Source organism: Streptomyces tubercidicus, from assembly GCF_027497495.1.
In the GTDB taxonomy this organism is placed as follows: Bacteria; Actinomycetota; Actinomycetes; order Streptomycetales; family Streptomycetaceae; genus Streptomyces; species Streptomyces tubercidicus.
In genome coordinates, this window is sequence record NZ_CP114205.1 from 6,568,396 (window position 1) to 6,591,129 (window position 22,734).

Here is a 22,734-nt window from a genome sequence, read left to right on the forward strand (position 1 = left end):
ACTCCCGGTTATCCCATCACAGCGAAGGCTTGTTCGAGTTCTGCTGGCGCGGAGCTTTCCCTTCCGCCTTTGGGGCCGGGTCGGGGAAGGGGGAATGGCTATGTCAGACGAGCACGACAGGGCTGCCGCGACGATGCCGGACGAAAGTCTGGTGCGCCGCATCAAGGCCCTGGCCTGCACTGCTCCTCTGCAGGCTCTCGACATGGTCAAGAGCAAGCTTGATTGGGACGCGGCCGGTTACCACATGGCGGAGATGGGTCTCCACGTTATCGACCTGGTGACGATCGCTATGGATTTTGATTCGGGCGCCGACCCGGACAAGGTGATTCACCAGGCCGCCCGGTTCGCCGCGGTCCAGCAGCCGGGGCGAGGCGAGGACGAATATCGGCGCGTTGCGAAATGGGTGCTGCACAAGCTGATCAACGTCGGGACAGTGGACCGGGGGTTCAGCTGGAAATTCGGTCGGTTCGACGAAGAGAGCGAACGCTATGGCCGATTCGATTTCGACTTCAAACTGATCGTCGAGCGGGTCGACCGGGGGCGCATCCGGCTGCGCACCACGGACGAAGCAATCAATGTCCTCGTCGGAGCGCTCGATACGGACGTCGAGTCCGCCCAAGTCGCCGCCGAGCACAAACTGCGCCATCTGATCGAGCACGGGCGGCTCGACGACGCGAAAGTGGCGGCCGAGCAAGCACGGCACCGCACCGTGCAGTACGGCGAATCACTGCGCCGCCAGCTGGAGGCGACAGAACGTGACGTGCGCACCGTCGACTGGGAGCACCAGATGCCAGGGCTGCTCAATGCGGCTCTCGATCACATCGAGCGGCGATACGAGATGGAGAACGCCATCCTCGCGCACATCACCGAGCAGCGTGACACCACGACTCACCCCCGGCACAAGCAGCGCGCTGCCGACCTGGTCCTGATCGTGCGGGACTGTATCAGCCGTCACATGCAGTTGCAGCAGCGGCTCCAGACTGCGGGGGACCTCTTCCGTTCCGAACAGGACCGCCAGCAGTTCTCCGAGGCACCACGGCGGGCCAGTGTCGATATCTTCGGTCAACTGTTGTCGCCCGTACTGGCGTTGACGATTGACGACGCCCTGCCCGCGCTCACCGGATACTTCCGCTGCGCCAACGTCCCTGACGTCCCGGACGCCGTGTGGATGCCGTCGATGGTCTCCCGGCTGTTCGCGTCGGGGCCTGCACCGGCCGTACGAGGCGCTGAGGTGCCTGAGCCGGAACTCGAAGTCTCGGATGACCTTGCGGCGTTCACCGACGCCCAATTCCATAAGGTGGAAGAACTGCTCGACCTTCGCGGGGAACCTGAACCTCTCAGCTCCCTGTTGCACCGGGCGCGAACCACCGGACCAGAGGTCGCTCGGCTCGTCCTTCACCGTGCGGGCCAGGCGTTCAGCCCTCCTGCGGGCGACGCGGTGCGGGGCGCGGCGGAGCGGCTGCTGATCGCAGTCCCCACCGGGGGAAAGCTGGAGGACAGCGAATTCGGCGGCGACGAGCTACTCCTCGCGGCCGTCCCCCTGGATCTGTCCGGCAATCAAGGCGCAGCAGTGGCCGAAGCATCCATGAACATTCCGGAGCAGCGCCTGGGCAAGCGCGATACGCGACAGGAGTCACCCGCGACATGACCAGTCACAGTGCCATCGACGCGGAAGACGCGGCACGCCTCCTCGCCTTCGGGCTGCGGCCGCGTGTGACACCGTCCCGGGACGACGACTACAAGGAACTCGCCCTGCGCTACCGGCACGACGAGGCATTCCGGCTACTCACCGACCGGATCGGCAAGGGGTTCGGGCTGACGGTCCTGGGCAGCGAACGAGGCACCGACTCCCTGGCCCTTGCCGCGCTGGAGGGCTCAGTCTTCGAGACGAAGCTCGACGACTATGCCAAGCGGGCCCGGTACCGAGGCGAACGCGGGGACACCGAGCGGGTGCTGCATGGCCTCATCCACCTCGCCATCGCGGCGCTGGCCTTCCCCCGCCCGCAGGACCTCGCGCTGGACGGTTACATCGGCCGGGTCAACGCCGGCCTGATCGACGCCACTGTCCGCGATGCCTGCCGACAGCTCAAGGAAAGGGCGGCCAAGGGGGACGACGGAACCGACACCCCCTCCGACACACCCGAACTCGAAGCCGTCTGGCATGCGTACACCAGGCGGCCGGAGGCCTCGCGCACCAAGGACGACCGGGCGGCACTGAACTCGACCCGCGCCATGGTGGGCCGCGCACTGAACTTCCTTACCGAGAGCGGATTCCTGACGGCCGTCGGCGACCCCAAGGAGGGCGCCTACCGGACGACCTCGCGCTACCAGTTGCAAGTGCGCGAACTCGCCGCGACGCAGGCGTTCAACGAACTCCTGAAACTCAACGTGGTTCCCATGACCGACGCCTCCGGTTCCCTGCGCCCCGGCGCAGCGACCACACCAGTGGTGGAGAGCGAGGAGGCGACGGATGTATGAGTTGTCCCGCGTGCTGCTTCGGGCCGTTGGCCCCGAGGCTGCCCGTTACGAGGACGTCCTCCTGGACTTCCGTGGCGCCGGCGGTACGTTCAAGACACGTCCCGACATGCTTTTCGGTGAGGCCGCCACGGCGCAACGCCCCTCGCCGGCCAGCGTTTTGCAGCTTCAAAACGGCGGCGGCAAGTCCGTCCTCATCAAACTCATCTTCTCCGTCGTTCTGCCAGGACGGCGTCAGACCGTCGGTACCAGCAATACTCATGCTCTCGACAGCTTCGTGCTGGAAGGAGACGTGTCGCACGTCGTTCTGGAATGGGTACACGCCAGAAGCGGCCGGCGGCTGATCACAGGCAAGGTGTCTGCCTGGCGCAACGGCCGGCCCTCCGCTGACGCCGACCAACTCGTCCAGCGCTGGTACCACTTCCGCCCGACGGAGACCAACAGTCTGCGGAATCTCCCCATCGTGAGCGAGGGACGCTACAGGCCGCTGCCCGAGTTCTGCGATCTGATGCAGCAGGCGTCCGATGCCGATCCGGCAATGGAATACGCCGCCTTCCGGCGCCATGGGCACTGGACCGAACGGCTCACCGACCTTGGCCTGGACCCGGTGCTGTTCGAGTACCAACGCGCGATGAACGCCGACGAGGGAGATGCCGCCGACGCCTTCTCGTTCAGCAATGACAGCGCGTTCGTCAACTTTCTGCTCCGAGTCGTCGTCCCCCCGAAACCCCCTGAGGATCTGGCTGCGCTCGTCAACACCTACGCGGACAAGCTGTCGGTCCGCTCCGACCTGGAACGGGAGAGGGAGTTCGTCGAGGGTTGCCTGGCCTCGCTGGAGCCGCTTGCCCAGGCCCGTGACGACTGGCGCAGAGCGGCCACCCAGCGCGACGAGTCGGCAGAGCGGCTCAACGACGTGCTCCGCCGCATCCGGGTCCGGGCGGTGCGCGAACTGGAGACCGCGACGCTCCGCAAGGTCGAAAGGGACCAGCTCCGCGACGACGTCCGTCGCGAGGACGATCGCCACGGCAATCTGACCCGTGTAGTCACCGAGTTGCGCAGGATCGTCGCTCACATGCGTCTGGGCGAGGCGGAAGCCGAGGAACAGCACCAGCGCAAGGCAACAGACAGGGCAGAACTGGTCGACAGCGCCTGGCGGGCCACTCCTGTGGTGCTCAGCCACCAGGACGCCGCCGCGGAGGCCCGTCGGCTTGCCGAGACCATCGCGGCCACACACGAAGCGGCCCGGCCCGCCCTCGCCGCGCGCGACACGGCAGCCCGTCATCTGGCAGGCGCCCTGGCGGCCCTACGCGAACAGGCCCGCTGCGACGCGGTGGGCAAGGAGGAGTCCGCCGACGAACTGGACGTGCGCGCCGAACAAGCACAGGCCGAGCACAACGCGGCCGTCGCCACCTCGGCGGCCCACACCGCCGAGGCGGACCAGCGCCGCCGGGAAATCGACGCCGTCGCGGAAGAAATCCGTACCGCCGTTCGCGAGGGCCATCTGCCGGACGGGCTGTCCGTCGTTCAAGCGGTAGATGACGCACGCCGAACCCACACGGAATCGAAGGCTCGGACCACCGAGCTGGAAGTCCTCCTGGCTCAGGCGGACGAAGACCTCAACAGCGCCACCAAGGAGCAGCTCCGCTGCCAGGCGGAGGCGATGAAGGCCGACGAAGGTCTGCACACGGCGCGGGCAGAGTACGACAAGACGCGCAAACGCGCGGACAGACTGGCCGCCGACCCCGGATTCGCCGGGCTGCTCGGACCGGAAGCGGTGAACCTTGAGTCGGACGCCGGTGCGCTGCTGACCCGGCTCGCCGAGGTACAGCAGGAAGCGGACAGCGCGAGGGCGGAAATCCTTCTTCTGATCGCAGGCGACGAACGGGCCCGGACGGCACTGGAGACGACGGAACTGCTTCCGCCCTCGGTCGAGGCCGTCCAGGCGTGCAAGACGCTGGAGGACGCAGGCATCCAGGCATGGACGGGCTGGGAGTACCTGGCGGCCATCAGCGATGCTGAACGCAGGAAATCCCTCGTCAGTCGAGCCCCGGGCCTCGCGACGGGCATCATCGTCAATAGTGCCGACCACTTCGACACCGCCCGCCACATTCTCGAAGACAGCGAACTGTGGCCCCAGAACTACGTCGCAGTGGGAACCAGGGCCCACCTCACGTCTCCCTCGCCGGACACCGGCGACGGACCGTTCGCTGTACCGCTCCATCCGGCGTTGTACGACGAAAGGGCGGCGGACGACGAACGTTCCCGGCTGGTGCACCGTCACGAACTCCACCAGCACCGACTGGCGGACGCCACGACACGGTTGAACTCGGCTTCCCGGCTCGCCTCCCGGCTCACACAATGGCGTGAAGACTGCCCACCTGGTCACCTCGAACACCTGCGGAGCCAGGTGGCAGAGCGCCAAGAGGCGGTGGAGGCCACGCGGGAGCGCCTTGCCGCCGTGGTGAAGACGTGCGAACGGCTCACCGCCGAACGAGCCGACATCAAGGCGGCGCTCCCCCTGCAGCGCACCCTGCAGGAGCAGCACGCCGAGGCAGTGCGGCTCCTCGCACGACTCTCGGCCCGAGAGGCACTGCTCCCCGGCCTCCAGCAGGCGGAACGCACTGCACAGCAGGCAGCGGCGACAGACCGGGAGGCGGCCGTGAAGGCCGCTGCGCTGAGCCAGACATTCCGGGAGGAGGCCGCAGCGCTTCGCCGAACCGCCGACGTCCTGAAGAACACCGCCGAGCGGCTGGCGCAGGAGATCGCGGACCTGCCGCCGCTGGAGCCGACGCCCGCTGTCGGCACGGACGGCTCAGAGCTCTCCTTGCCTGTTCTGCGCCGCGCCTACAACGCGGCGGCCGACGAGTACCGTCGGGTGGCGGTCGGCGAAGACCTCAAGGCCAAAGCTGCTCTCGCCCGGGACCGGCTCAATGCGGCGGAGAAGGACGTCGCGGAGGTCGGGTCCGACGTCCGCGAACTCGCCGAACGTCTGCTCGCCGGCCCGGACGGCGCGGACGGCGCTGCACGGTCACTTGCCCGCGAGGCCGCGCACCGCGCGGTTACCGTCTGCCGGAAGCGGCTGGCCGACTTGAGCGTCGTCACCGTGGCGCGCAGGTCGGACGCAGATGCCTTCACTGAGCCCACCGAGCCGGTGGACCTCACTCCGTACCAGCGGCCGTCCCACCTCGGTGAGGCCATGAACCTGGTCACCGTGGCAGAACGGGACGAGCAGGCAGCCGAACGAGTGCGGCGGGAACTGCGGCACCACCTCGACCGGGCAGAGCGGGACTACGAGAGCGTCCGGCGCAGCAGCGACGCCTTCCAAGACCTCACCCGCGTCCTCGGTCCCGGCGCCGGTCCGGAGCCGGCCCCCGAGGAAACCGGGTTCGAGGGGGATCCCGGAGCGGCACGCCTGCGCCACGAGGCGGTGCACTCGGCACATGAACAGGCGAAGGAAGCGGCGGAAAAGGCGCGGCGGAAGGAACGGACAGAGGCCGACAAGCTGGCGAGCCACGCCGCCGATCATCGCTTCGCCCACCTGGAGCTGCCCAGCAAGAGCATCATTCTCAGCACCCCGCGCAGCGAGCTGCCCGCGATGGCGGGCAGCTGGGAGAAGTCACTGCGGCAGCGGTTGTCTTCGCTCGACATCGACCTCAATTCGATCGACCGTCACCGCCGATCGATCGTGCGGCAGCTGGCGCAGCAGGTGGAAGACGCCCTGAAGACACTGCGTCGCGCCGAGCGCTTGTCCCGGCTTCCCGGAGGACTGGGGGACTGGTCGGGGGAGACGTTCTTGCAGATCTCCTTCAAGGCACCCAAGGGCGACGCACTCGCCGACCGGCTCGCGGATATCGTGGACGAGGCCTCCACCGAGATCGTGGCGGGCCGGGTTCTGCAACGTGACGGGACCTCGCTGCTCCTGCGCGGTGTGGCGGCCGCAGTGGGCACTCGGGGCTTCAGGGTCCGCCTCCTCAAGCCCGAGGCCGTACTGCGAAAGACCCGGGTTCCGGTGTCCCAGCTCAAGGACGTGTTCTCGGGCGGGCAGGTGCTCACGACAGCCATCGTCCTGTACTGCACCATGGCGGCGCTGCGGGCCAACGAGCAGGGGCGATCGACACACCGGCATTCCGGTGTGCTGTTCCTCGACAATCCGATCGGGCGGGCCTCCGCGACGTACCTCCTACGTCTCCAGCAGGCGGTGGCGGGTGCGCTCGGCGTCCAGCTGATCTTCACCACCGGCCTGGAGGACCTCACCGTCCTGGAGAACTTCCCCCTCGTTCTTCGTATGCGCAACGAGGCGGATCTGCGCGCCCACCGCCAGTATTTGAGGGTGCACGAAACCATGAGCGGACTACTGGACGCGTCGCTCTCGGATCAAGGAGCGGACGAAGAAAGGCCCTATTCGACCGTCTCGGCAGCCCGTTACTACCGGCGGCCCGGCCAGGAGACGGAACCCGACCATGACTGAAATCAGCCCCCTCTCCATGCGCGATCAGGAATTCATCGCCGTGTTGCGTTCCCGCGCAGGGCAAGGCAAGAGCAAAACAGCGAAGAGTCACAAACTCGGCATCGCCACGGTCAAAGAGGTATTCCGGTCGGTCTATCAGCCGCGCACGGAACAGGAGTATGAGCCGAAGGCACTCCTGAGCAGCCTGAACCGGTTGAAGGAACGTGGCGCGGTGCGATGGGCTGGGCGCGACGACGGCGAGAACATCGCGCTCCCGCTGACCATCCTGGTCTACCGGCAACCGGAACCCAAGGAAGAGTCCTTGCCCCTGCCCCCGCTCGTGGAGACCCTGAGCTGGCTGGCGGACCAATGGCCCCGGTTGAAACCACGTCACCAGGCGGTCTACACGGCGGTCAATGAGTGGATGCTCAACCACCCCGAGCCGGCCCCCGCGCCGCTGTGCGAGCGAGCGCTGGAGATCTTCGGGAAACGGAAGTTCACGCAGTGGTTCCCGGAACCCGAAAAGGCGTTCCGAAGCTTCTCCTTCAGCCCCTATTTCTCCGACCGGGCGAAGACCGGGGAGTTGCTGAACGTCCGCGAATCCCAGCCGCCGCTCCTCACCGAGAGATACTTCGGCGGATCCCAGGAATCCGGGTACGCCTCCATGGGCTGCGGAAACATTCTGATGGTGGTGGAGAACCACACGACGTGCTGGTCGATGGCCGAATCCCTGGAAGGTGTCGGCCATGGCCTCAAGCACCTCGCGTGGGGAATCGGCAAGTCGTTCGTCCGATCGATTGCCAGCATTCGCCCCAAGCACGAGGTGGGAGGCATCCGCTACTTCGGTGACGTGGATGCGAGCGGCTTGGCCATTCCCGTCGGGGCCAACGCCAGGGCCGGCGAGAGCGGTCTGCCCGAGGTCGAACCCGCCGTCGAGTTGTACGACGCGCTCTTCACCCTCGGAACGGCGCTGCCGGGCAAGGAGAAGCCGGTCAGTGGCATCCAGGCCGAGAAGCTGGCGGCATGGCTACCGGAACAGCACCGCGAGCGGGCACTCGGGCTGTTGATGAGCGGGGAACGACTGGCGCAGGAATGGGTCGGTCTGCGGCACCTGCAATCCACGCAGGCGTGGCATGCCGACCTGCGGTGACCACAACCCACAAAGGGCGGACTCGTTGTCCGTCACAGCCGCTACCGCAGGACGCGGCGCGAACATTCTCCGGAGGCGCTGACACATGTTGGCCAGCGGCTGTCCCGGAAGCTGTCGGCAAGGCAAGTGCTGGATATGTCCCACGCGGAGCTGCTGGAATTGCTGCGCCGTGGCGGAATTTGTTCGCCTACCGAGCGGATCCTGGCGGCCGTGGAAGCGCTGGCTCCCGAATGGCGCTTCGCACAGGGCCTGTTACGTGCCCTCGCACTGATCGGGTCCCCGGTTTTCCCCAGCCGGAACCTCGGCCGGCTTGTCCACCGCGCTCCGGACCTGATGTCGAGCGTTGATAGGCTGCAGATGGCACTCGTCGTGGAGGCCCTTGAGGTGCTGTCCCGGCGTGGTTTGCTGCACTTCCGTGACGATGGGATGGTCGAGCTCCTCAACCTCCCGCGGCTCGTCTCCCTCCTGACGGTCGACGCTCCCGCGCGCTCCCGCCCCGACCGAATTGTCGAGGCCCTCGTCACAGCTCTCGACATCGCTCGCGGTGAACCGGTCCACCGCGCCGCCGCTGAGGAGATGGCACAGCACATTTTGGCGCTCGGACCAGACCGGATCACCACACGCGAGGGCCGTTCGGCGTTGGTGAAGCTGACCAGAGTGCACCTGAAGAACTCACCACCATCACCACGCTGTGGAACAACTGTCGCGTTTCCGTGCCGCATGGGAGGGTGGCACCGGCGAACCATGGGAAGCCGAGATGGATCGACACCTGGCCCAGGCATACGAAGGCGTCGGCAACCCGCACAAGGCATTCGAATGTGCGGTACGGGCGATGGAGGCCGAAGCGCGTCGGCTCGGCGCCGCGCCCGGCTCACACTTGCCGACAGCTACGCGGTGGCCCGAATTCTCGGTATCTACGACCCCGCAGCGGCCGTCCGCAAGGCGGAAGAGGTCGAACATCAGCAAGCCAAGTGGCTGGGTGAACGTGATCGTGAAACCTTGCGCACCGGCAGCCTCATTGCACGGCTTCAGCTGCGCTGCCGACTTCCCGACACCGCCGCCGACCAAGTCAGGAGTGTCTGGCGGGCGCAATGCAACGTGTTGGGGGAATCCGATCAGGAAACTTTGGAGACCCTGCACTTGCTCGGCGAGGCACTGGAAGCCACTGGCCATTCGGCTCGTGCGGCCCTCACCTGCTACCGCGACGCGAGAAAACTTCGCCGCAAAGTTCTCGGAGAGGATCACCCGGCCCCAGTGGAATCGACGAATTCCTACGTCCGCGTGAAAAGCAAGTCTCACTCCTCCCTTCGCCAACTGACAATCGGTGGCACGCACGGCCGTCACTTCTGGACTGCCGCACTTTGGCGATGCGAGTGTTCCCAGCGCAGCTGGCTGCCGCCTGGCACGGAGCCTGTACTCAAGCCACGTTGAAATCCATGGGGTGTTGGAGGACCCACGAAGCCTTCCTCACGGTTCCCCAAGGGAGCGTTCAGCGTTGCCAAGGAGATCCTTGTAAGTGAGGACCTCGATTCGGTTGATGTGGGTATTGAAGACTCGCAGGGCTTCGTTGACCTCATGCTCTGGCACCTCGGGCTGGAGAGCTGGGTGACCGATGAGCACGACTGCGCTGGCCCGGCGGCTCTCGATGCCGAACTCTTCGCGGATTCGTTGATGGTTCTCATCCAGTCCGACCAGGTAATTGACAGCCTGGGCAACTGCGTCGTGCACAGCTGCAGTCGGCACCCAGGCATTTCGGTACCGCTTGAGTAGCGGGCCGCCTAAACTCATCGACCGCTTCAATTCGACCACGTGGAGGGCGCCATCACCCCGGATCAGGGGGATGTCCACCTCATCCCCCGGTGTGAGCCGACGCCGGGCAGCCTCGCCGATATACCGTCCCCCGAAGATCCAGTGTTGGCCCTCCAGAGCCCGCTGTAGGTCCGCCTCGGTGGCGCTGCGGTCCTCAGCCACCGTGCGCAACACATCGAGTCCGGCCGCACGCCGTCGGAGTTCGGCGGCCCGCAGCAGCGTTTGCCCGTCCGCATCGGCGGCCAGCAGGGCCAGTGCGTCCGGGGAGGTGACGATACGAGTTGCGGCTTCCTCCGGGTCCGCGATGTCGATCCGGTCGCGCAGGACCCGTTCCATCCAGACGAAGTATTCCGCGCTGCCACGCAGCAGGAGATAGCGGCCTGAGCGGTCCGTCGGCGGGTTAATGAATCGGGCGTCAAGTTCCAACGAGTCGATGTAGGAGAGCACCGCCTCCGCGTCTGCTTCCGGGTGGTCGGACAGATACTTGCGCCCCATTTCTGAGACAAAGCGAAAGCGGTTTACCAGCGCATCCGCGACGAATTTCCGGTAAGTCTCGTCAGGGATCCTGCGTTGGAAGAGGTGGTACTGCATGTCGAAGTCAGGCCGCTGAATCCGACCCTCGGCGTAGTCCACGGAATCCTGGAGCATACGTACCACGTGCCACTCGTTGGCCTCTGCGGCTTGCCTACGGGCATCGCCAAGCAGCGCGACAAGCGCTTTTCCACCCTTTCGGCGACCGCTGGGCGCACTCACTATGTGATCCAGCACGGCAAGAACGGCGGCCCCGACCTCCGGGTGCTCCGTCTCATCCCGAATGGAACGCAGCTGCAACTCCAGGGAGGCATCCGATCTGACATCCATAGGGACGATGGTGACGGATGGGTCTGACAACTGACCGTTCGGGAGGATCGACTGCTCTCGGAGAGCTGCCGCCCCTGCGTCGTCCGTCGGTCACGTCCGAACCAAACGGCTCGGGGATCTCTGGATAGATCACGATCTCGTGTTCGCCCGCGAAGGTTTCGAGCTGTGCCGTGTGCGGGCCGGCCCCGGCACTCCGAGACGGTGTCGCCCCGCTGGTGGACCGCCGTAGGGGGATCGGCCAACGCCCGGCACCACCACGGCGCGCTACGGCAGGCGACGAATCGAGGGAGCGAAGAAGCCGGCGTCCTCCAGCGCTAGCCGGATCGGCTTGCCCTTCCTCATCTGACCAGGCAACTCGCTGGACCGTTGATCACCTGGTGGGCCACGCCCACGTCCAGAAACAACGAAAGCCCCTGGTGAGGGGCTTTCGCTGTGGTGTCCGAGGGGGGACTTGAACCCCCACGCCCGATAAAGGGCACTAGCACCTCAAGCTAGCGCGTCTGCCATTCCGCCACCCGGACAAGGTGTCTGCCGTTGCGGCCTGGGCCGTTCCGACGTGGAAAACAATAGCAAACCTTCGAGGGTGCTCGATCACCCGCACATCTGGCCGGATGCGGGCCTGTGACCAGGGCATGTCGGGCGTATTGCGGCCTTGGGCACAGGGGGTGGCGGGTGGAGGATGGCAGTGGACCCCGCCGCGGGCCGCGCTCCTCCGGGCGTGCGATGCGGCCGTGAACCCAGAGGAGGCACTGTGAGCGAGCCCCGCGAGCGAACCGAAGAGTGGTGCGAGCCCCGCGTATGCGGGGCCGAGCGGAGCGAGGTTTCGGTATGAGTGAGTCGCAGCCGGAACGGCGGGTCACCGGTGAGGACGAGGTGGTCGATCTGTGCCGGGATCTGATCAGGATGGACACCAGCAACTACGGCGATCACTCGGGGCCGGGGGAGCGGGCAGCGGCCGAATACGTCGCGGAGAAGCTCGCCGAGGTCGGGCTGGAGCCGCAGATCTTCGAGTCCCACAAGGGCCGGGCCTCGACCGTCGCGCGGATCGAGGGCGAGGACCGCTCGCGGCCGGGGCTGCTGATCCACGGCCATACCGATGTCGTCCCGGCCAATGCCGACGACTGGACGCATCACCCCTTCTCCGGTGAGATCGCCGACGGCTGTGTCTGGGGCCGTGGCGCGGTCGACATGAAGGACATGGACGCGATGACGCTGGCGGTCGTCCGGGACCGGCTGCGCAGCGGCCGTAAGCCGCCGCGGGACATCGTGCTGGCGTTCCTCGCGGACGAGGAGGCGGGCGGCACCTACGGCGCGCGCTGGCTCGTCGACCACCATCCGCACCTCTTCGAGGGCGTCACGGAGGCGATCAGCGAGGTCGGCGGCTTCTCCTTCACCGTCAATGAGCAGGTGCGGCTCTATCTCATCGAGACGGCCCAGAAGGGCATGCACTGGATGAAGCTGACCGTGGACGGCAACGCCGGACACGGTTCGATGATCCACAAGGACAACGCCATCACCGAACTGTCCGAGGCCGTCGGGCGGTTGGGGCGGTACGAGTTCCCGGTGCGGGTCACGAAGACCCTGCGGTCCTTCCTCGATCAGCTCGGGGACGCGCTGGGCACCGAGCTCGACCCGGAGGACATGGACGCCACGCTGGCGAAGCTCGGCGGTATCGCCAAGCTGATCGGCGCCTCGCTCAAGAACACCGCCAATCCCACGCAGCTGGGCGCCGGTTACAAGGTCAACGTCATCCCGGGACAGGCCACCGCCCATGTCGACGGCCGGTTCCTGCCGGGCTACGAGGAGGAGTTCCTGGCCGACGTGGACCGGCTCCTGGGCCCGCGGGTCAAGCGCGAGGACGTGCATGCGGACAAGGCGCTGGAGACCACCTTCGACGGGGCCCTGGTCCAGGCGATGCAGTCGGCGCTGCAGGCCGAGGATCCCATCGCGCGGGCGGTGCCGTACATGCTCTCCGCCGGTACGGACGCCAAGTCCTTCGACGATCTCGGGATCCGCGGATTCGGCTTTGCCCCGCTGAAGCTGCCGCCGGAGCTGGATTTCGCAGGGATGTTCCACGGTGTGGATGAGCGAGTGCCGGTGGACGGACTGAAGTTCGGGGTGCGGGTGCTCGATCGGTTCATCGAACAGAGCTGAATTCGGCGCGGATTTCCTGCCTTTCGCGCCGGCTTCGCTGAAACGAGTGAACGCGCCGATGTGTTCGTAGCTTGAACGGCATTTTCCTCGTTGCAGTCAGTGCGGTCCGCGGCTGGGATCGTATTGCCTACAAGGAGGAATAATGATCAAGAAGGTCGTCGCGGCTGCGGCAGTCGCCGGTGGCGTCGTACTCGCCGGTGCGGGCCTGGCCGTTGCCGACTCGGGTGCCCAGGGCGCGGCCCTGAACTCCCCGGGTGCGGTGTCCGGCAACTCCGTTCAGGTGCCGGTCCAGGTCCCGGTGAACGCGTGCGGCAACACGATCTCCGTGGTCGGGCTGCTGAACCCCGCTTTCGGTGCCGGCTGCGTCAACAAGTGACCTTCTGACGTCCTTTGGCGTTGTATTTACACCCGTAAGGGGCTGACTCGGCTCGGCTCCGGAGGCGTATCACGCAATCCGGAGCCGCTGGGTATTTCGGCGGGCGGGTGGATCTTTCCGAAGACCGCCACTCGTCCGTATTCCTGTAAGGCACTAGGCAGGGGAACAACCTATGAGACAGGTCGCACGAAAGGGCCTGATCACCGTGGCCGCCGCCAGTGGCGTACTCGCCATGGCCGCCGGCTACGCACAGGCCGACGCGGGAGCCGCCGGAGGGGCGGCGAATTCGCCGGGCGTGGGATCCGGCAACAACGTTCAGGTACCGGTCCATGTGCCGGTGAACGCCTGCGGTAACACCGTCAATGTCGTCGGGCTGCTGAACCCCGCGTTCGGCAACAACTGCGCCAACGGCGGCGGCGGGCACCAAGGTGGCCACCACCAGGGCGGCCACCACCAGGGCGGGCACACGGGCGCCGGCGCGGCCGGCGGCGCGTCGAACTCGCCAGGTGTCGTGTCGGGCAACAATGTCCAGGCTCCGGTCGACGTACCGGTCAACGCCTGTGGCAACCAGGTCTCGGGCGGCGGGCTGCTGAACCCGGCCTTCGGCAACAACTGCGCCAACGGGTCCTCGTCGACCCCGGCCAGGCCGCACCACCCGGGTAATCCGCACCACCCGGGCAAGCCGCACGAGCCGGGCAAGCCGCACCACCCGGGCAAGCCGCACCACCCCGGCAAGCCGCACCACCCCGGTAAGCCCCACCAGCCGGGCAAGCCGGGCCAGCAGACTCCGCACAAGCCGGGGACGAAGCCGCAGGCGCCCAGCCAGCAGGTGACGCCCTCCAAGCCCGTCGGGCACCTCGCCCAGACCGGCGCGGGGTCGGTCGGCTACGCGGTTCCGGCCGCGGCCGGGATGCTGCTCGGTGGCGCCTTGATCTACCGCAAGGCGCGTACCGCCCGCCGGTGACCAGCAGCAGATAGCGCACCGGCAGCTCACCGGGCGGGCCCCGTCTCGACGGGGCCCGCTCTGCTGTGTTCAGCCCCCGGTGGCGCTCACCACGTGGCGCGGAGCTGGCGGATGATCCGGCGGCGCAGCCGCACCTTACGGCTCCCGTCCGGGTTCAGGCGCAGTCGGTCCAACTCCCAGTGCCCGTACTCGGCATGGTCGGTCAGCAGGCGTGTGGCGGCCTTCCGGGAGACTCCCCGGGGCACATACACATCGCAGAATTCGTATTCCGGCATCGCATCTATTGTGCGGGACCGGCCCCGGTACGGATAGCGTCTGCACTATGTCTGATGCTGCGCAGCCTTCCGCTGCCGAGGTACGTGCCGCCGCCGAGGCGGTCAAAGCCGCGCTGGACCGTCACCTCGACGCGGTCGAACGCCGCTCGGGGCAGGACGATCCGGCCGTGTACGCCGCGTTCGACGAGCTCGCCGCGGCGGCTGAGGTCTATGACGAGCTGCTCTACGACACCTACGACGAGGTCACCCCCTTCGAGATCCCCGGAAACGAGGCGCTGCCCGCATACGCGGGCCCGGAAGAGCCCAGTGCGCTGAGCGTGCTGATCCGGCGCGACTACACCGTCGCCGCGCCGCAGCGACTGCTGCATCAGGCGCAGCGCATCGCCGATCTTGATCCGGACGCCGCCGATGAGGCGGCGGTCAGCGGCGCCGATGCCGCCGCGGTCGTCGGCACCAGCGTGCATGCGGCGCTCGGTGTGCTCTTCGGGGAGTTCGAACCGGACGAGATCGCCTCCCGGCACAAGGAGTTCGGCCTGGAGGAGGGCGACTCCACGCTGTGGGTGGCGGCCGCCGACGATCCGGCCGAGCCGGGGGAGTGGCTGTCCGCCCCCTTCGACCAGGCGGATCCCCAGCGGGTGGTGTGCCGCTTCGATGTCAGCGCGGTCTTCGACGAGGAACTGGAACCGGGCGAGGACGATCTGACGGAGCCGCTCGACCACGAACGGTGAGGGGGCGGGGGCGTACGGGCCGCGCGGCCGTGTGCCGCACCGGCGTCTCCCCCCTGATCCGTCTGATCCGTGTACGCCGCTGCCCCGGACCGTCGCATCACTTGCGGACGGGCCGGGGCAGCGGCGTGTCAGGGGCCGGCAGCGGTGCCACAGGCCGTACGGGCCGAATGACCCGTGCGGTGGGGGCCCGGGGCCATGGGCTCAGCGCCGTGTGGCGGGAGCCGAGGCCCATGGGCTCAGCCGTCCGCCGACGGTTCCTCGGCGGTCTGTGCGCTCTGCTGGAGCAGGCTGCGCAGCCGGGTGGTGCGCTCCTTCACGGGCACCTCGGTGACCGCGCGGGCCAGCGCCTGGTCGGCGCCCTGGACCACTGACAGATGGCGTTCGCCGCGGCTGAAGGCGGTGTAGACCCAGGCGCGGGTCAGGCCGCCGGTGGCGTCCCCGGGCAGCACGACCACCACGGCGGGCCAGCGCGTCCCGGCCGCCTGGTGGGCGGTGAGCGCCCAGCCGTGGCGTACGGCTCCCGTGCCGACCTGCTCGCGGGGCACCACGACCGCGGTGCCGTCGCAGTCGAGGTGCAGCCCGGCGGCGTCCGCGCCGGTGACCGTGCCGGGGACCGTGCGCCCGGGGGCCGGGGCGTAGGCCACGCGGTCACCGGGGTCGAAGCCGCCGAACCGGCCGGGGCCGGGGTTGAGCCGCTCCTTGAGGGCGGCGTTGAGCGCGCGGGTGCCGGCCGCGCCGCCGTGGCCGACCGTGATGACCTGCGTGTGGTCCGCGGGGACGCCGAGCGCCCGGGGTACGGAGTCGGCGACCAGCTGGACGGTGCGGTGCACCGCCTCACCGGGATCCCGCACCGGGACGATCACCACCTCCTTGCCGGGCGCCTCGACCTGGCTCAGCTCCCCGATGCCGATGCCCGACACCAGCTCGCCGATCGGGCCGAAGTCCGGGGTACGGGAGGCGATCTGCGGGCAGAAACGGGCCGCGAGCAGATCGGCGAACAGCCGGCCGGGACCGGCGGACCACAGCACGCCCGGATCGCCGCTGAGCACCAGCCGGGTCCCGTCGGTCAGCGACTCGACGAGCAGCGCGGCGGTCTCCAGATCGAGCTGCGGGGCGTCCAGCACGACCAGCAGATCGAGCGCGAGCGCCCCGTCCGCGTCCCGCCCCGGCCCCTCCCGACCGGACAGCAGCCCGGAGACGGTCACGGCTGCGGCGGCGGGGTCGGAGGTGCCGGTGGTCGGTGCGTCGGGCGTGCCGGCCGTGAGGTGTGCGGCCAGGCGGCGGCGGCCGTTCTCGGTGTGCGTGGCGCCGAAGGCCCGCAGGCCCAGTGAGCGGGCAGCGGCGATCAGCGCGGCCGGCTCGGCGCGGGCCGCCTCCGCGCCGGTGTGGGCCACCAGGCCGCTGTGTGCGGCGGCGCGGATCAGCTCGGCGGCCGACGGCGAGGGCGCGGCGGCTGCCACGGCCTCCCAGTCGGCGGCGGAGGGCCGGGCGGGCCGGGGGGCCGTGTCGCCGTCGGGGTGGGGGGCGGTGAGGGCGGTGGCGCTCGCTGCGGACGCGTCGGTGTTGTCGGCCAGTGGCTCCGCGTTGGCTGCCGGCTCTGCCTCGGCTACCGGCTCTGCTTCGGCTACTGCCTCTGCGTCGGCTGTGGCAGTCCCTTCTGCTACTGGCTCCGTGTCGGCCAGGGCATCCCCGTCGGTCGTGACATCGCCGTCTGCCGGGGCATTCCCGTCGGCCGTGGTGCCCCCATCCGCCGTGCCGCCCCCGCCGGCCCCGGCATCGCCTGCCTCGGGCGATGCCACGTCCTCCTCCGGAGCCGCCACCGCCTCGAAGGTGTTGAGGAGGCGGGCCAGGCCGTCGGCGACGCTCTCCTCGGCCATCGCGAAGCGGTCCAGGCCGAGCAGGATCCGGACGGGCTGCTCCTCCTCGTCGTCATCGCCCGTGGCCGGACGGGCCCGGCCGCCCGGCTCGTCGATCGCGTCCTGGAAGACCAGCACCGCACCGTCCGCGATGGCGGACTGCAGGGCGTCATCGGGGTCGGGCACCGCGCGCTGGGCCAGGGCCGCGCGCAGTGCGGCGGCCTCCAGGGCGGAGTGGCCCGCCACGGCGGCCTGTTCCAGGAGCCAGCTGACCAGGGCCTGTGCGCGCCGCTCGTCGCCCGGCCCGCAGGCGGGGCCCAGCAGCGCCCGTGCGAAACCGTCGGCCTGCTCGGGGCGGACCCCGGGCACACCGAGCAGCAGCCAGGGATCCTCGCTCAGTGCCTCGGCGGCCCGCTCACCCAGGACCTCCGCGGTCTGCTCGGCCAGCGCCTCGGGGGCGCCGCCCGCCGCGAGGACCTGCCGTACGCCCTCGACTCCGGGGACGGCCCGCACGGCGGGACGGGGAGCGGGGGCGGGGCCGGTGGGTGCCGGAGCGGCGGCCGGGCCCGTGGCGCCGCCATCCGGGACGCCCGGACGGGCCGGGCCGCCCGTGTCCTGTGCGGTGCGCTGCCGGGTCACCTCCGGGGCCGGGGCCGGGGCCGTGGGCCCGCCCTGCGGGGCGGCCTTGGCCGGTGGGGTGGCGGGTGCGGCCGACTTGGCGGGGCGGGGCGCCTCGTTGAAGAACGAAGCGGCCGAGCGCTCGCCGCTCTCCACGGCCCGCACGGCCGCCGCCAGCGCGTCCGCGGTCGCCTTGGCCGCCGCGGACGCCGGGCTCCCCTTCGCCGCGCCGGTGTCTGCGGCCTCGGAGGCCGGAGTGCCGGACCCCGCCTCGGAAGGCTGCGTGCCGGTCTCCGAGCCGGGAACGGGAACCCCTGCCCCCGAACCGGCCGCCGGAGCGCCGGTCTCCGCACCGGAAGCCGGAGTTTCGGCCTCCGCTCCAGGGGCCTCGTCCGCCTCCTCGCCCGCTGTGGAGTCCTCGCCGGGCACCTCCGCGCCGCCCGCCTTCGCGGCGTCCTCGCCGGGCACCTCCGCGCCGTTCGCCTTCGCGGCGTCCTCGCTGGATGCCACCGCGCCGCCCGGCACTGCGGCGCTGCCACCGGCCGCCACCGCGCCGCCCGGCGCCCCCGCCCCCTCCGGAGCCTGGGCCCCCGCCCCCTCCGGCATCTGGCCCCCCACACTGCCGGGTGCGGCCTCCTGTCCGGGCGGGGTTTCGCCGGCGAGGCGGTCGGTGCTCACAGCGTGCTCCAGTCGTGATCGGGGTAGTGGTGCACCGGTGCTGAAACATCGTCCAGCGCCCGGCGGATCTCGTCAGGAAGACTAAGGGTCTCCACTGACAATGCGGCTCTGAGCTGCTGCGCTGTGCGGGCGCCCAGGATCGGCGCGGTCACGCCGGGGCGGTCGCGGACCCAGGAGAGCGCGACCTGGAGCGGGGTGACGGCCAGTCCGTCGGCGGCGGTGGTGACCGCTTCGACGACCCGGCTCGCGGTCTCGTCGAGATACGGCGCGACGAACGCCGCCAGATGCTCCGAGGCCCCCCGGGAATCGGCCGGGGTCCCATGGCGGTACTTGCCGGTCAGCACTCCCCGGCCGAGCGGCGACGACGGCAGCAGGCCGATGCCCAGATCGAGCGCCGCGGGCAGCACCTCCCGCTCGATGCCGCGCTGCAGGAGGGAGTACTCCATCTGGGTGCTCGCGAGACGGGTGCGGACACCGGGCGCCGCGAGCTGCCAGGTGCCGGCCTTGGCGAGCTGCCAGCCGGAGAAGTTCGTCAGCCCCACATAGCGCGCCCGGCCGCTCGTAACGGCGAGGTCGAGGGCCTGCAGCGTCTCCTCCAGCGGCGTCTGAGGATCGAAGGCGTGCAGCTGCCACAGGTCGACGTAGTCGGTGCCCAGCCGCTCCAGGGAGGCGTCCAGGGCGGCGAGAAGATGGCGCCGGGAGCCGTCGACCCGGCGGTCCGCCTCCAGGACGCTGCCGGCCTTGGTGGCGATCACCAGATCCTCGCGCGAAACGAGCTCTTCCGTCAGCCGGCCCAAGAGGTATTCGGCGCCGCCGTCGGCGTAGATGTCGGCGGTGTCCACGAGGCTGCCGCCGGCCTCCCAGAACACCTTGAGCTGGTCGGCGGCTTCCTGCTCGTCCGTGTCACGGGCCCAGGTCAGGGTGCCGAGCCCGAGCCGGGTCACGCGCAGGCCCGTACGGCCGAGGTGCCTTTGCTCCATGGGCGTTGAGATTACTGGGCGACAGCCCGCATCAGGGGACCTGTGGACAACCCGCCGATGACAGCCGACGCGACGGGGGACTACAGTCCCCGGAACAGCGACGTTACTGATGGGTAAGGGGAGCGGCATGAGGCTTGGCATCAACCTCGGCTACTGGGGCGCCGGGATGGACTCCGACAATCTCGCGGTGGCACAGGAGGCCGATCGCCTCGGCTACTCGGTCTGCTGGGCCGCGGAAGCCTATGGCTCCGATGCCGCCACCGTGCTCTCCTGGGTCGCCGCCCAGACCGAGCGGATCGACATCGGTTCGGCGATCTTCCAGATCCCGGCGCGTACGCCCGCGATGACCGCGATGACGGCCGCCACCCTGGACTCCCTCTCCGGGGGCCGGTTCCGCCTGGGCCTCGGTGTCTCGGGGCCGCAGGTCTCCGAGGGCTGGTACGGCGTCAAGTTCGACAAGCCGCTGGCCCGCACCCGCGAGTACGTGGACATCGTCCGTAAGGCGATGACGCGCGAGCGGCTGTCCTACGAGGGCGAGCACTGGACGCTGCCGCTGCCGGGCGGTCCCGGCAAGCCGCTGAAGCTCACGGTGCACCCGCAGCGCGAGCACATCCCGCTCTACATCGCCGCGATCGGCCCCAAGAACCTCCAGCAGACCGGTGAGATCGCCGACGGCGCGCTGCTGATCTTCCCCTCGGCCGAGCACCTGGAGGAGACCGCGATCTCGCACCTCCGGGCCGGCCGCGAGAAGGCGGGCAAGACGCTGGACGGCTTCGACGTCTGTCCGACGCTGCCGCTGGCCGTCGGCGCGGACAAGGACGTCAGCGGGCTGGTCGACATGTTCCGTCCGTACACCGCGCTCTACGTCGGCGGAATGGGCAGCGCCAAGCAGAACTTCTACAACCAGCTCGCCCAGCGCATGGGTTACGGGAAGGAAGCCGCCGAGATCCAGGAGAAGTACCTGTCCGGCGACAAGGAGGGCGCAGCCGCCGCCATCCCGGAGCGGCTGATCGACGAGACCACGCTGCTCGGCTCCGTCGAGCGGATCGCCGAGCGGATGCAGGCCTACGCGGCGGCCGGTGTGACCACCCTGACGCTGGCCCCGGCGGGCTTCACCCTGGAGGACCGGCTGGCGTCGCTGCGGGCCGGTACCGAGGCCCTGGAGCGCGCCGGTCTGGCGTAGAACGGGGCGCTGTGCCCGGCGCCCGGAGCGCCGGGCCGGCCGGGCCCCGCGGCCGTGGTGGGGGCTCGGGGGTCTTCCCCACCACGGCCGTCAGCAGCACAACGCGGCCACGGGCAGGCTGGTTACGCCCCGCAACGGGGACACCCCTTCGCCCGTACGGCCGAACGGAACCGCCGCTCGGGTTGCCGCCCATGGGCCACCCCATTTGACTCTTCCTTTACGGGTGTGTCCGTTCGGAGGTGGCAAAGATGCTCTCGGCCCGAAGCCTGTTCCAGGGGATCGTCGACAACGACGACTCGTTCCGTTTGTTCTGCTCCATCGCGGCCAGCGGCGAGGCCCAGGGCGGCTGGGAGAACGGCCGGATCGCGGCGCTGCTTCCCGCGTCCCTGCGCGAGCTGGCGCCCAAGGTCTCCCGGCACGGCGCCGACGAGGACAAACACGGCCGGATCTTCCAGGCCCTGATGCGCAGGCGCGGACTGACGCCGGCCGAGGTCCCGGCGGCGACCGACTACACCGCGCTGCTGGAGCGGCGGGGCATCGGCCTGACGCACGACAAGCTGCGCCGCGACGAGCCGCTCACCGAGCACGATGTCATCACCTACCTCGCCCACAGCCGGGTCACCGAGCAGCGCGCCTCCGACCAGATGGTCATGCTCGTCAAGCACTTCGGCGACCACCCCGAGCTGGGCAAGGCGGTCCGGATGATCTCGCAGGACGAGGACAACCACCTCGCGTACTGCCATGAGGAACTGCTGCGGCTGGCCCGCGCCGGACACGGGCGCACCATCCAGCGGATGCTGCGCGAGTGTGCGCATGCCGAGATCGCCGTTTACCGGGACGTCAGCCTGGCGGTGATGGCCCACATGGGCCGCATCCTGCGGTGGCCGAAGGCCAAGTCCGTCGTGCTCGCCGCCGGGATCCGGGCGGTGTACGGCTATGAGCGGCTGGGCGGCTGGCGGCGGATGGTCAGCCTCCGGATGCCCGAGCGGCGGAACGCGCTGGGCGGACCGGCCACCACCGCACCGGAATTCGCCTGAGCGGGGACCGGCCCGCCGGACCCACGGGACACGCCCGCGAGGCCCCGGCCCCACGCCCCGCGGCCCCCGGCGTCAGAGCCAGCCGCGGCGCTTGAACAGCCGGTACAGCGAGATCTCGATGATGACCATCACGGCCAGGATCACCGGGTATCCCAGATGCCACTTCAGCTCCGGCATGTTCTCGAAGTTCATGCCGTAGACACCGGCGATCAGGGTCGGTACGGCGGCCAGCGCCGCCCAGGCCGAGATCTTCCGCATGTCGTCGTTCTGCCGTACGCCCATCTGCGCGAGGTGGGCGGCGAGAATGTCCGAGAGCAGCCGGTCCAGGCCCTCCACCGATTCGTTGGCCCGGGTGAGGTGGTCGTCGACATCGCGGAAGAACGGCCGGGCGTGGGCGTGCACGAAGGGCACACCGGGGTTCTGGAGCCGGGCCATCGGTTCCGCCAACGGGCCGGTCGCCCGGCGGAATTCCAGCACCTCGCGCTTGAACGCGTAGATCTCGGCGGCGGTGTTCCTGGTGTCCCTACCGCGTACCGGAGCGAATACCTCCGCCTCCAACTCCTCCAGATCCAGCTGGAGTTCGGCGGCCACCTCGATGTAGTGGTCCACCACGGCGTCACTGACCGCGTAGAGCACCGCGCCCGGACCGTGCCGCAGGATCTCCGGGTGCTCCTCCAGCCGGCGCCGGACCGCCGCCAGCGGGCTGGCCTCACCGTGCCGGACGGTGACGACGAACGAGTCCCCCACGAAGACCATCAGCTCCGACGCGGTCACCGTGTCGGCCTGGTCGTCGTACGTGACCGGCTTCAGCACCAGGAAGAGCGAGTCGTCGAAGACCTCCAGCTTGGGCCGCTGATGCGCCTTGAGCGCGTCCTCGACGGCCAGCGGGTGCAGCGCGAACTCGGACCGGACGCGTGCGAACTCCTCCTCCGTCGGCTCGTACATCCCCAGCCACAGGAAGGAGTGCCCCTCGGCCCGCGCCTCCTCCAGGGCGTGCGAGAAGTCGGTCGTGCACTCGGTGCGACGGCCTTCCCGGTAGATGGCGCTGTCGACGATCACACCGGCATTCTCGCGCGTCGCCCGGCGACCTGCCAGGAAGGCGCCCGGCCACCTGCCAGGAAGGCGTACGGGGAACGTAGGGTG

The 22,734-nt window shown here is 69.2% G+C and carries 16 protein-coding genes and 1 tRNA gene; 11 read left to right on the plus strand and 6 right to left on the minus strand.

Annotated features, from left to right (window positions below; genetic code table 11):
- The first annotated feature begins 100 nt into the window (after positions 1 to 100).
- From STRTU_RS28680 to STRTU_RS28700, 5 genes are all read left to right on the plus strand, one after another.
- Entirely contained in the window at positions 101 to 1,648 is a 1,548-nt protein-coding gene (locus STRTU_RS28680; RefSeq protein ID WP_218039342.1) for a hypothetical protein, read from the plus strand.
- Positions 1,645 to 2,478 (plus strand): hypothetical protein, encoded by an 834-nt coding sequence (locus STRTU_RS28685; protein ID WP_159747564.1) that lies wholly within the window; start codon positions 1,645 to 1,647, stop codon positions 2,476 to 2,478. The genes STRTU_RS28680 and STRTU_RS28685 overlap by 4 nt, the downstream gene beginning before the upstream one ends.
- On the plus strand, positions 2,471 to 6,943 hold the full coding sequence (locus STRTU_RS28690) for a coiled-coil domain-containing protein (protein WP_159747566.1): 4,473 nt from the start codon (positions 2,471 to 2,473) through the stop codon (positions 6,941 to 6,943). Before STRTU_RS28685 ends, STRTU_RS28690 begins: the two co-directional genes overlap by 8 nt.
- A complete protein-coding gene (locus STRTU_RS28695; protein ID WP_159747568.1) occupies positions 6,936 to 8,072 on the plus strand; it encodes a hypothetical protein in 1,137 nt (378 codons plus the stop codon). Before STRTU_RS28690 ends, STRTU_RS28695 begins: the two co-directional genes overlap by 8 nt.
- 135 nt (positions 8,073 to 8,207) lie before the next feature.
- Entirely contained in the window at positions 8,208 to 9,503 is a 1,296-nt protein-coding gene (locus STRTU_RS28700; RefSeq protein ID WP_269777400.1) for a tetratricopeptide repeat protein, read from the plus strand.
- A 36-nt stretch (positions 9,504 to 9,539) separates the two neighbouring features.
- Here the strand turns inward: STRTU_RS28700 and STRTU_RS28705 are convergent, their stop codons facing one another.
- A complete protein-coding gene (locus STRTU_RS28705; protein ID WP_159747572.1) occupies positions 9,540 to 10,742 on the minus strand; it encodes a Shedu anti-phage system protein SduA domain-containing protein in 1,203 nt (400 codons plus the stop codon).
- Between the two features lie 433 nt (positions 10,743 to 11,175).
- Positions 11,176 to 11,263, minus strand: a tRNA-Leu gene (locus tag STRTU_RS28710).
- A gap of 307 nt (positions 11,264 to 11,570) precedes the next feature.
- Between STRTU_RS28710 and STRTU_RS28715 the strand changes: the two genes are divergently transcribed.
- The 3 genes from STRTU_RS28715 to STRTU_RS28725 all read left to right on the plus strand — a co-directional run bounded on the left by STRTU_RS28715 (position 11,571) and on the right by STRTU_RS28725 (position 14,236).
- Complete coding sequence (locus tag STRTU_RS28715; RefSeq protein ID WP_159747574.1) at positions 11,571 to 12,896, plus strand: M20/M25/M40 family metallo-hydrolase; 1,326 nt, start codon at positions 11,571 to 11,573, stop codon at positions 12,894 to 12,896.
- 142 nt (positions 12,897 to 13,038) lie between these two features.
- Positions 13,039 to 13,272: a chaplin gene (locus STRTU_RS28720; protein ID WP_159747576.1), complete on the plus strand. Its 234-nt coding sequence runs from the start codon at positions 13,039 to 13,041 to the stop codon at positions 13,270 to 13,272.
- 172 nt (positions 13,273 to 13,444) lie between these two features.
- Positions 13,445 to 14,236, plus strand: a complete 792-nt coding sequence (locus STRTU_RS28725) for a chaplin (RefSeq protein ID WP_159747578.1) — start codon at positions 13,445 to 13,447, stop codon at positions 14,234 to 14,236.
- Between the two features lie 86 nt (positions 14,237 to 14,322).
- On the opposite strand, the gene STRTU_RS28730 is transcribed toward STRTU_RS28725, so the two are convergent.
- Entirely contained in the window at positions 14,323 to 14,511 is a 189-nt protein-coding gene (locus tag STRTU_RS28730) for a DUF5703 family protein (RefSeq protein WP_006607658.1), read from the minus strand.
- Between the two features lie 47 nt (positions 14,512 to 14,558).
- On the opposite strand from STRTU_RS28730, the gene STRTU_RS28735 reads away from it, so the two are divergent.
- On the plus strand, positions 14,559 to 15,239 hold the full coding sequence (locus STRTU_RS28735; RefSeq protein ID WP_159747580.1) for a hypothetical protein: 681 nt from the start codon (positions 14,559 to 14,561) through the stop codon (positions 15,237 to 15,239).
- Positions 15,240 to 15,475: 236 nt separating this feature from the next.
- On the opposite strand, the gene STRTU_RS28740 is transcribed toward STRTU_RS28735, so the two are convergent.
- Positions 15,476 to 18,391, minus strand: a complete 2,916-nt coding sequence (locus tag STRTU_RS28740) for a helix-hairpin-helix domain-containing protein (protein ID WP_159747582.1) — start codon at positions 18,389 to 18,391, stop codon at positions 15,476 to 15,478.
- Complete coding sequence (locus tag STRTU_RS28745; protein WP_159747584.1) at positions 18,388 to 19,371, minus strand: aldo/keto reductase; 984 nt, start codon at positions 19,369 to 19,371, stop codon at positions 18,388 to 18,390. The genes STRTU_RS28740 and STRTU_RS28745 overlap by 4 nt, the downstream gene beginning before the upstream one ends.
- A 127-nt stretch (positions 19,372 to 19,498) precedes the next feature.
- Here STRTU_RS28745 and STRTU_RS28750 point away from each other — a divergent pair, with 127 nt between their 5' ends.
- On the plus strand, positions 19,499 to 20,554 hold the full coding sequence (locus STRTU_RS28750) for an LLM class F420-dependent oxidoreductase (protein WP_159747586.1): 1,056 nt from the start codon (positions 19,499 to 19,501) through the stop codon (positions 20,552 to 20,554).
- Positions 20,555 to 20,802: 248 nt separating this feature from the next.
- The gene (locus tag STRTU_RS28755) at positions 20,803 to 21,591 is read left to right on the plus strand and encodes a ferritin-like domain-containing protein (RefSeq protein ID WP_159747588.1); all 789 of its coding nucleotides are present in this window, start codon (positions 20,803 to 20,805) and stop codon (positions 21,589 to 21,591) included.
- A gap of 72 nt (positions 21,592 to 21,663) precedes the next feature.
- On the opposite strand, the gene corA is transcribed toward STRTU_RS28755, so the two are convergent.
- Positions 21,664 to 22,650 (minus strand): magnesium/cobalt transporter CorA, encoded by a 987-nt coding sequence (corA, locus tag STRTU_RS28760; RefSeq protein ID WP_159747590.1) that lies wholly within the window; start codon positions 22,648 to 22,650, stop codon positions 21,664 to 21,666.
- Between the last annotated feature and the right edge of the window lie 84 nt (positions 22,651 to 22,734).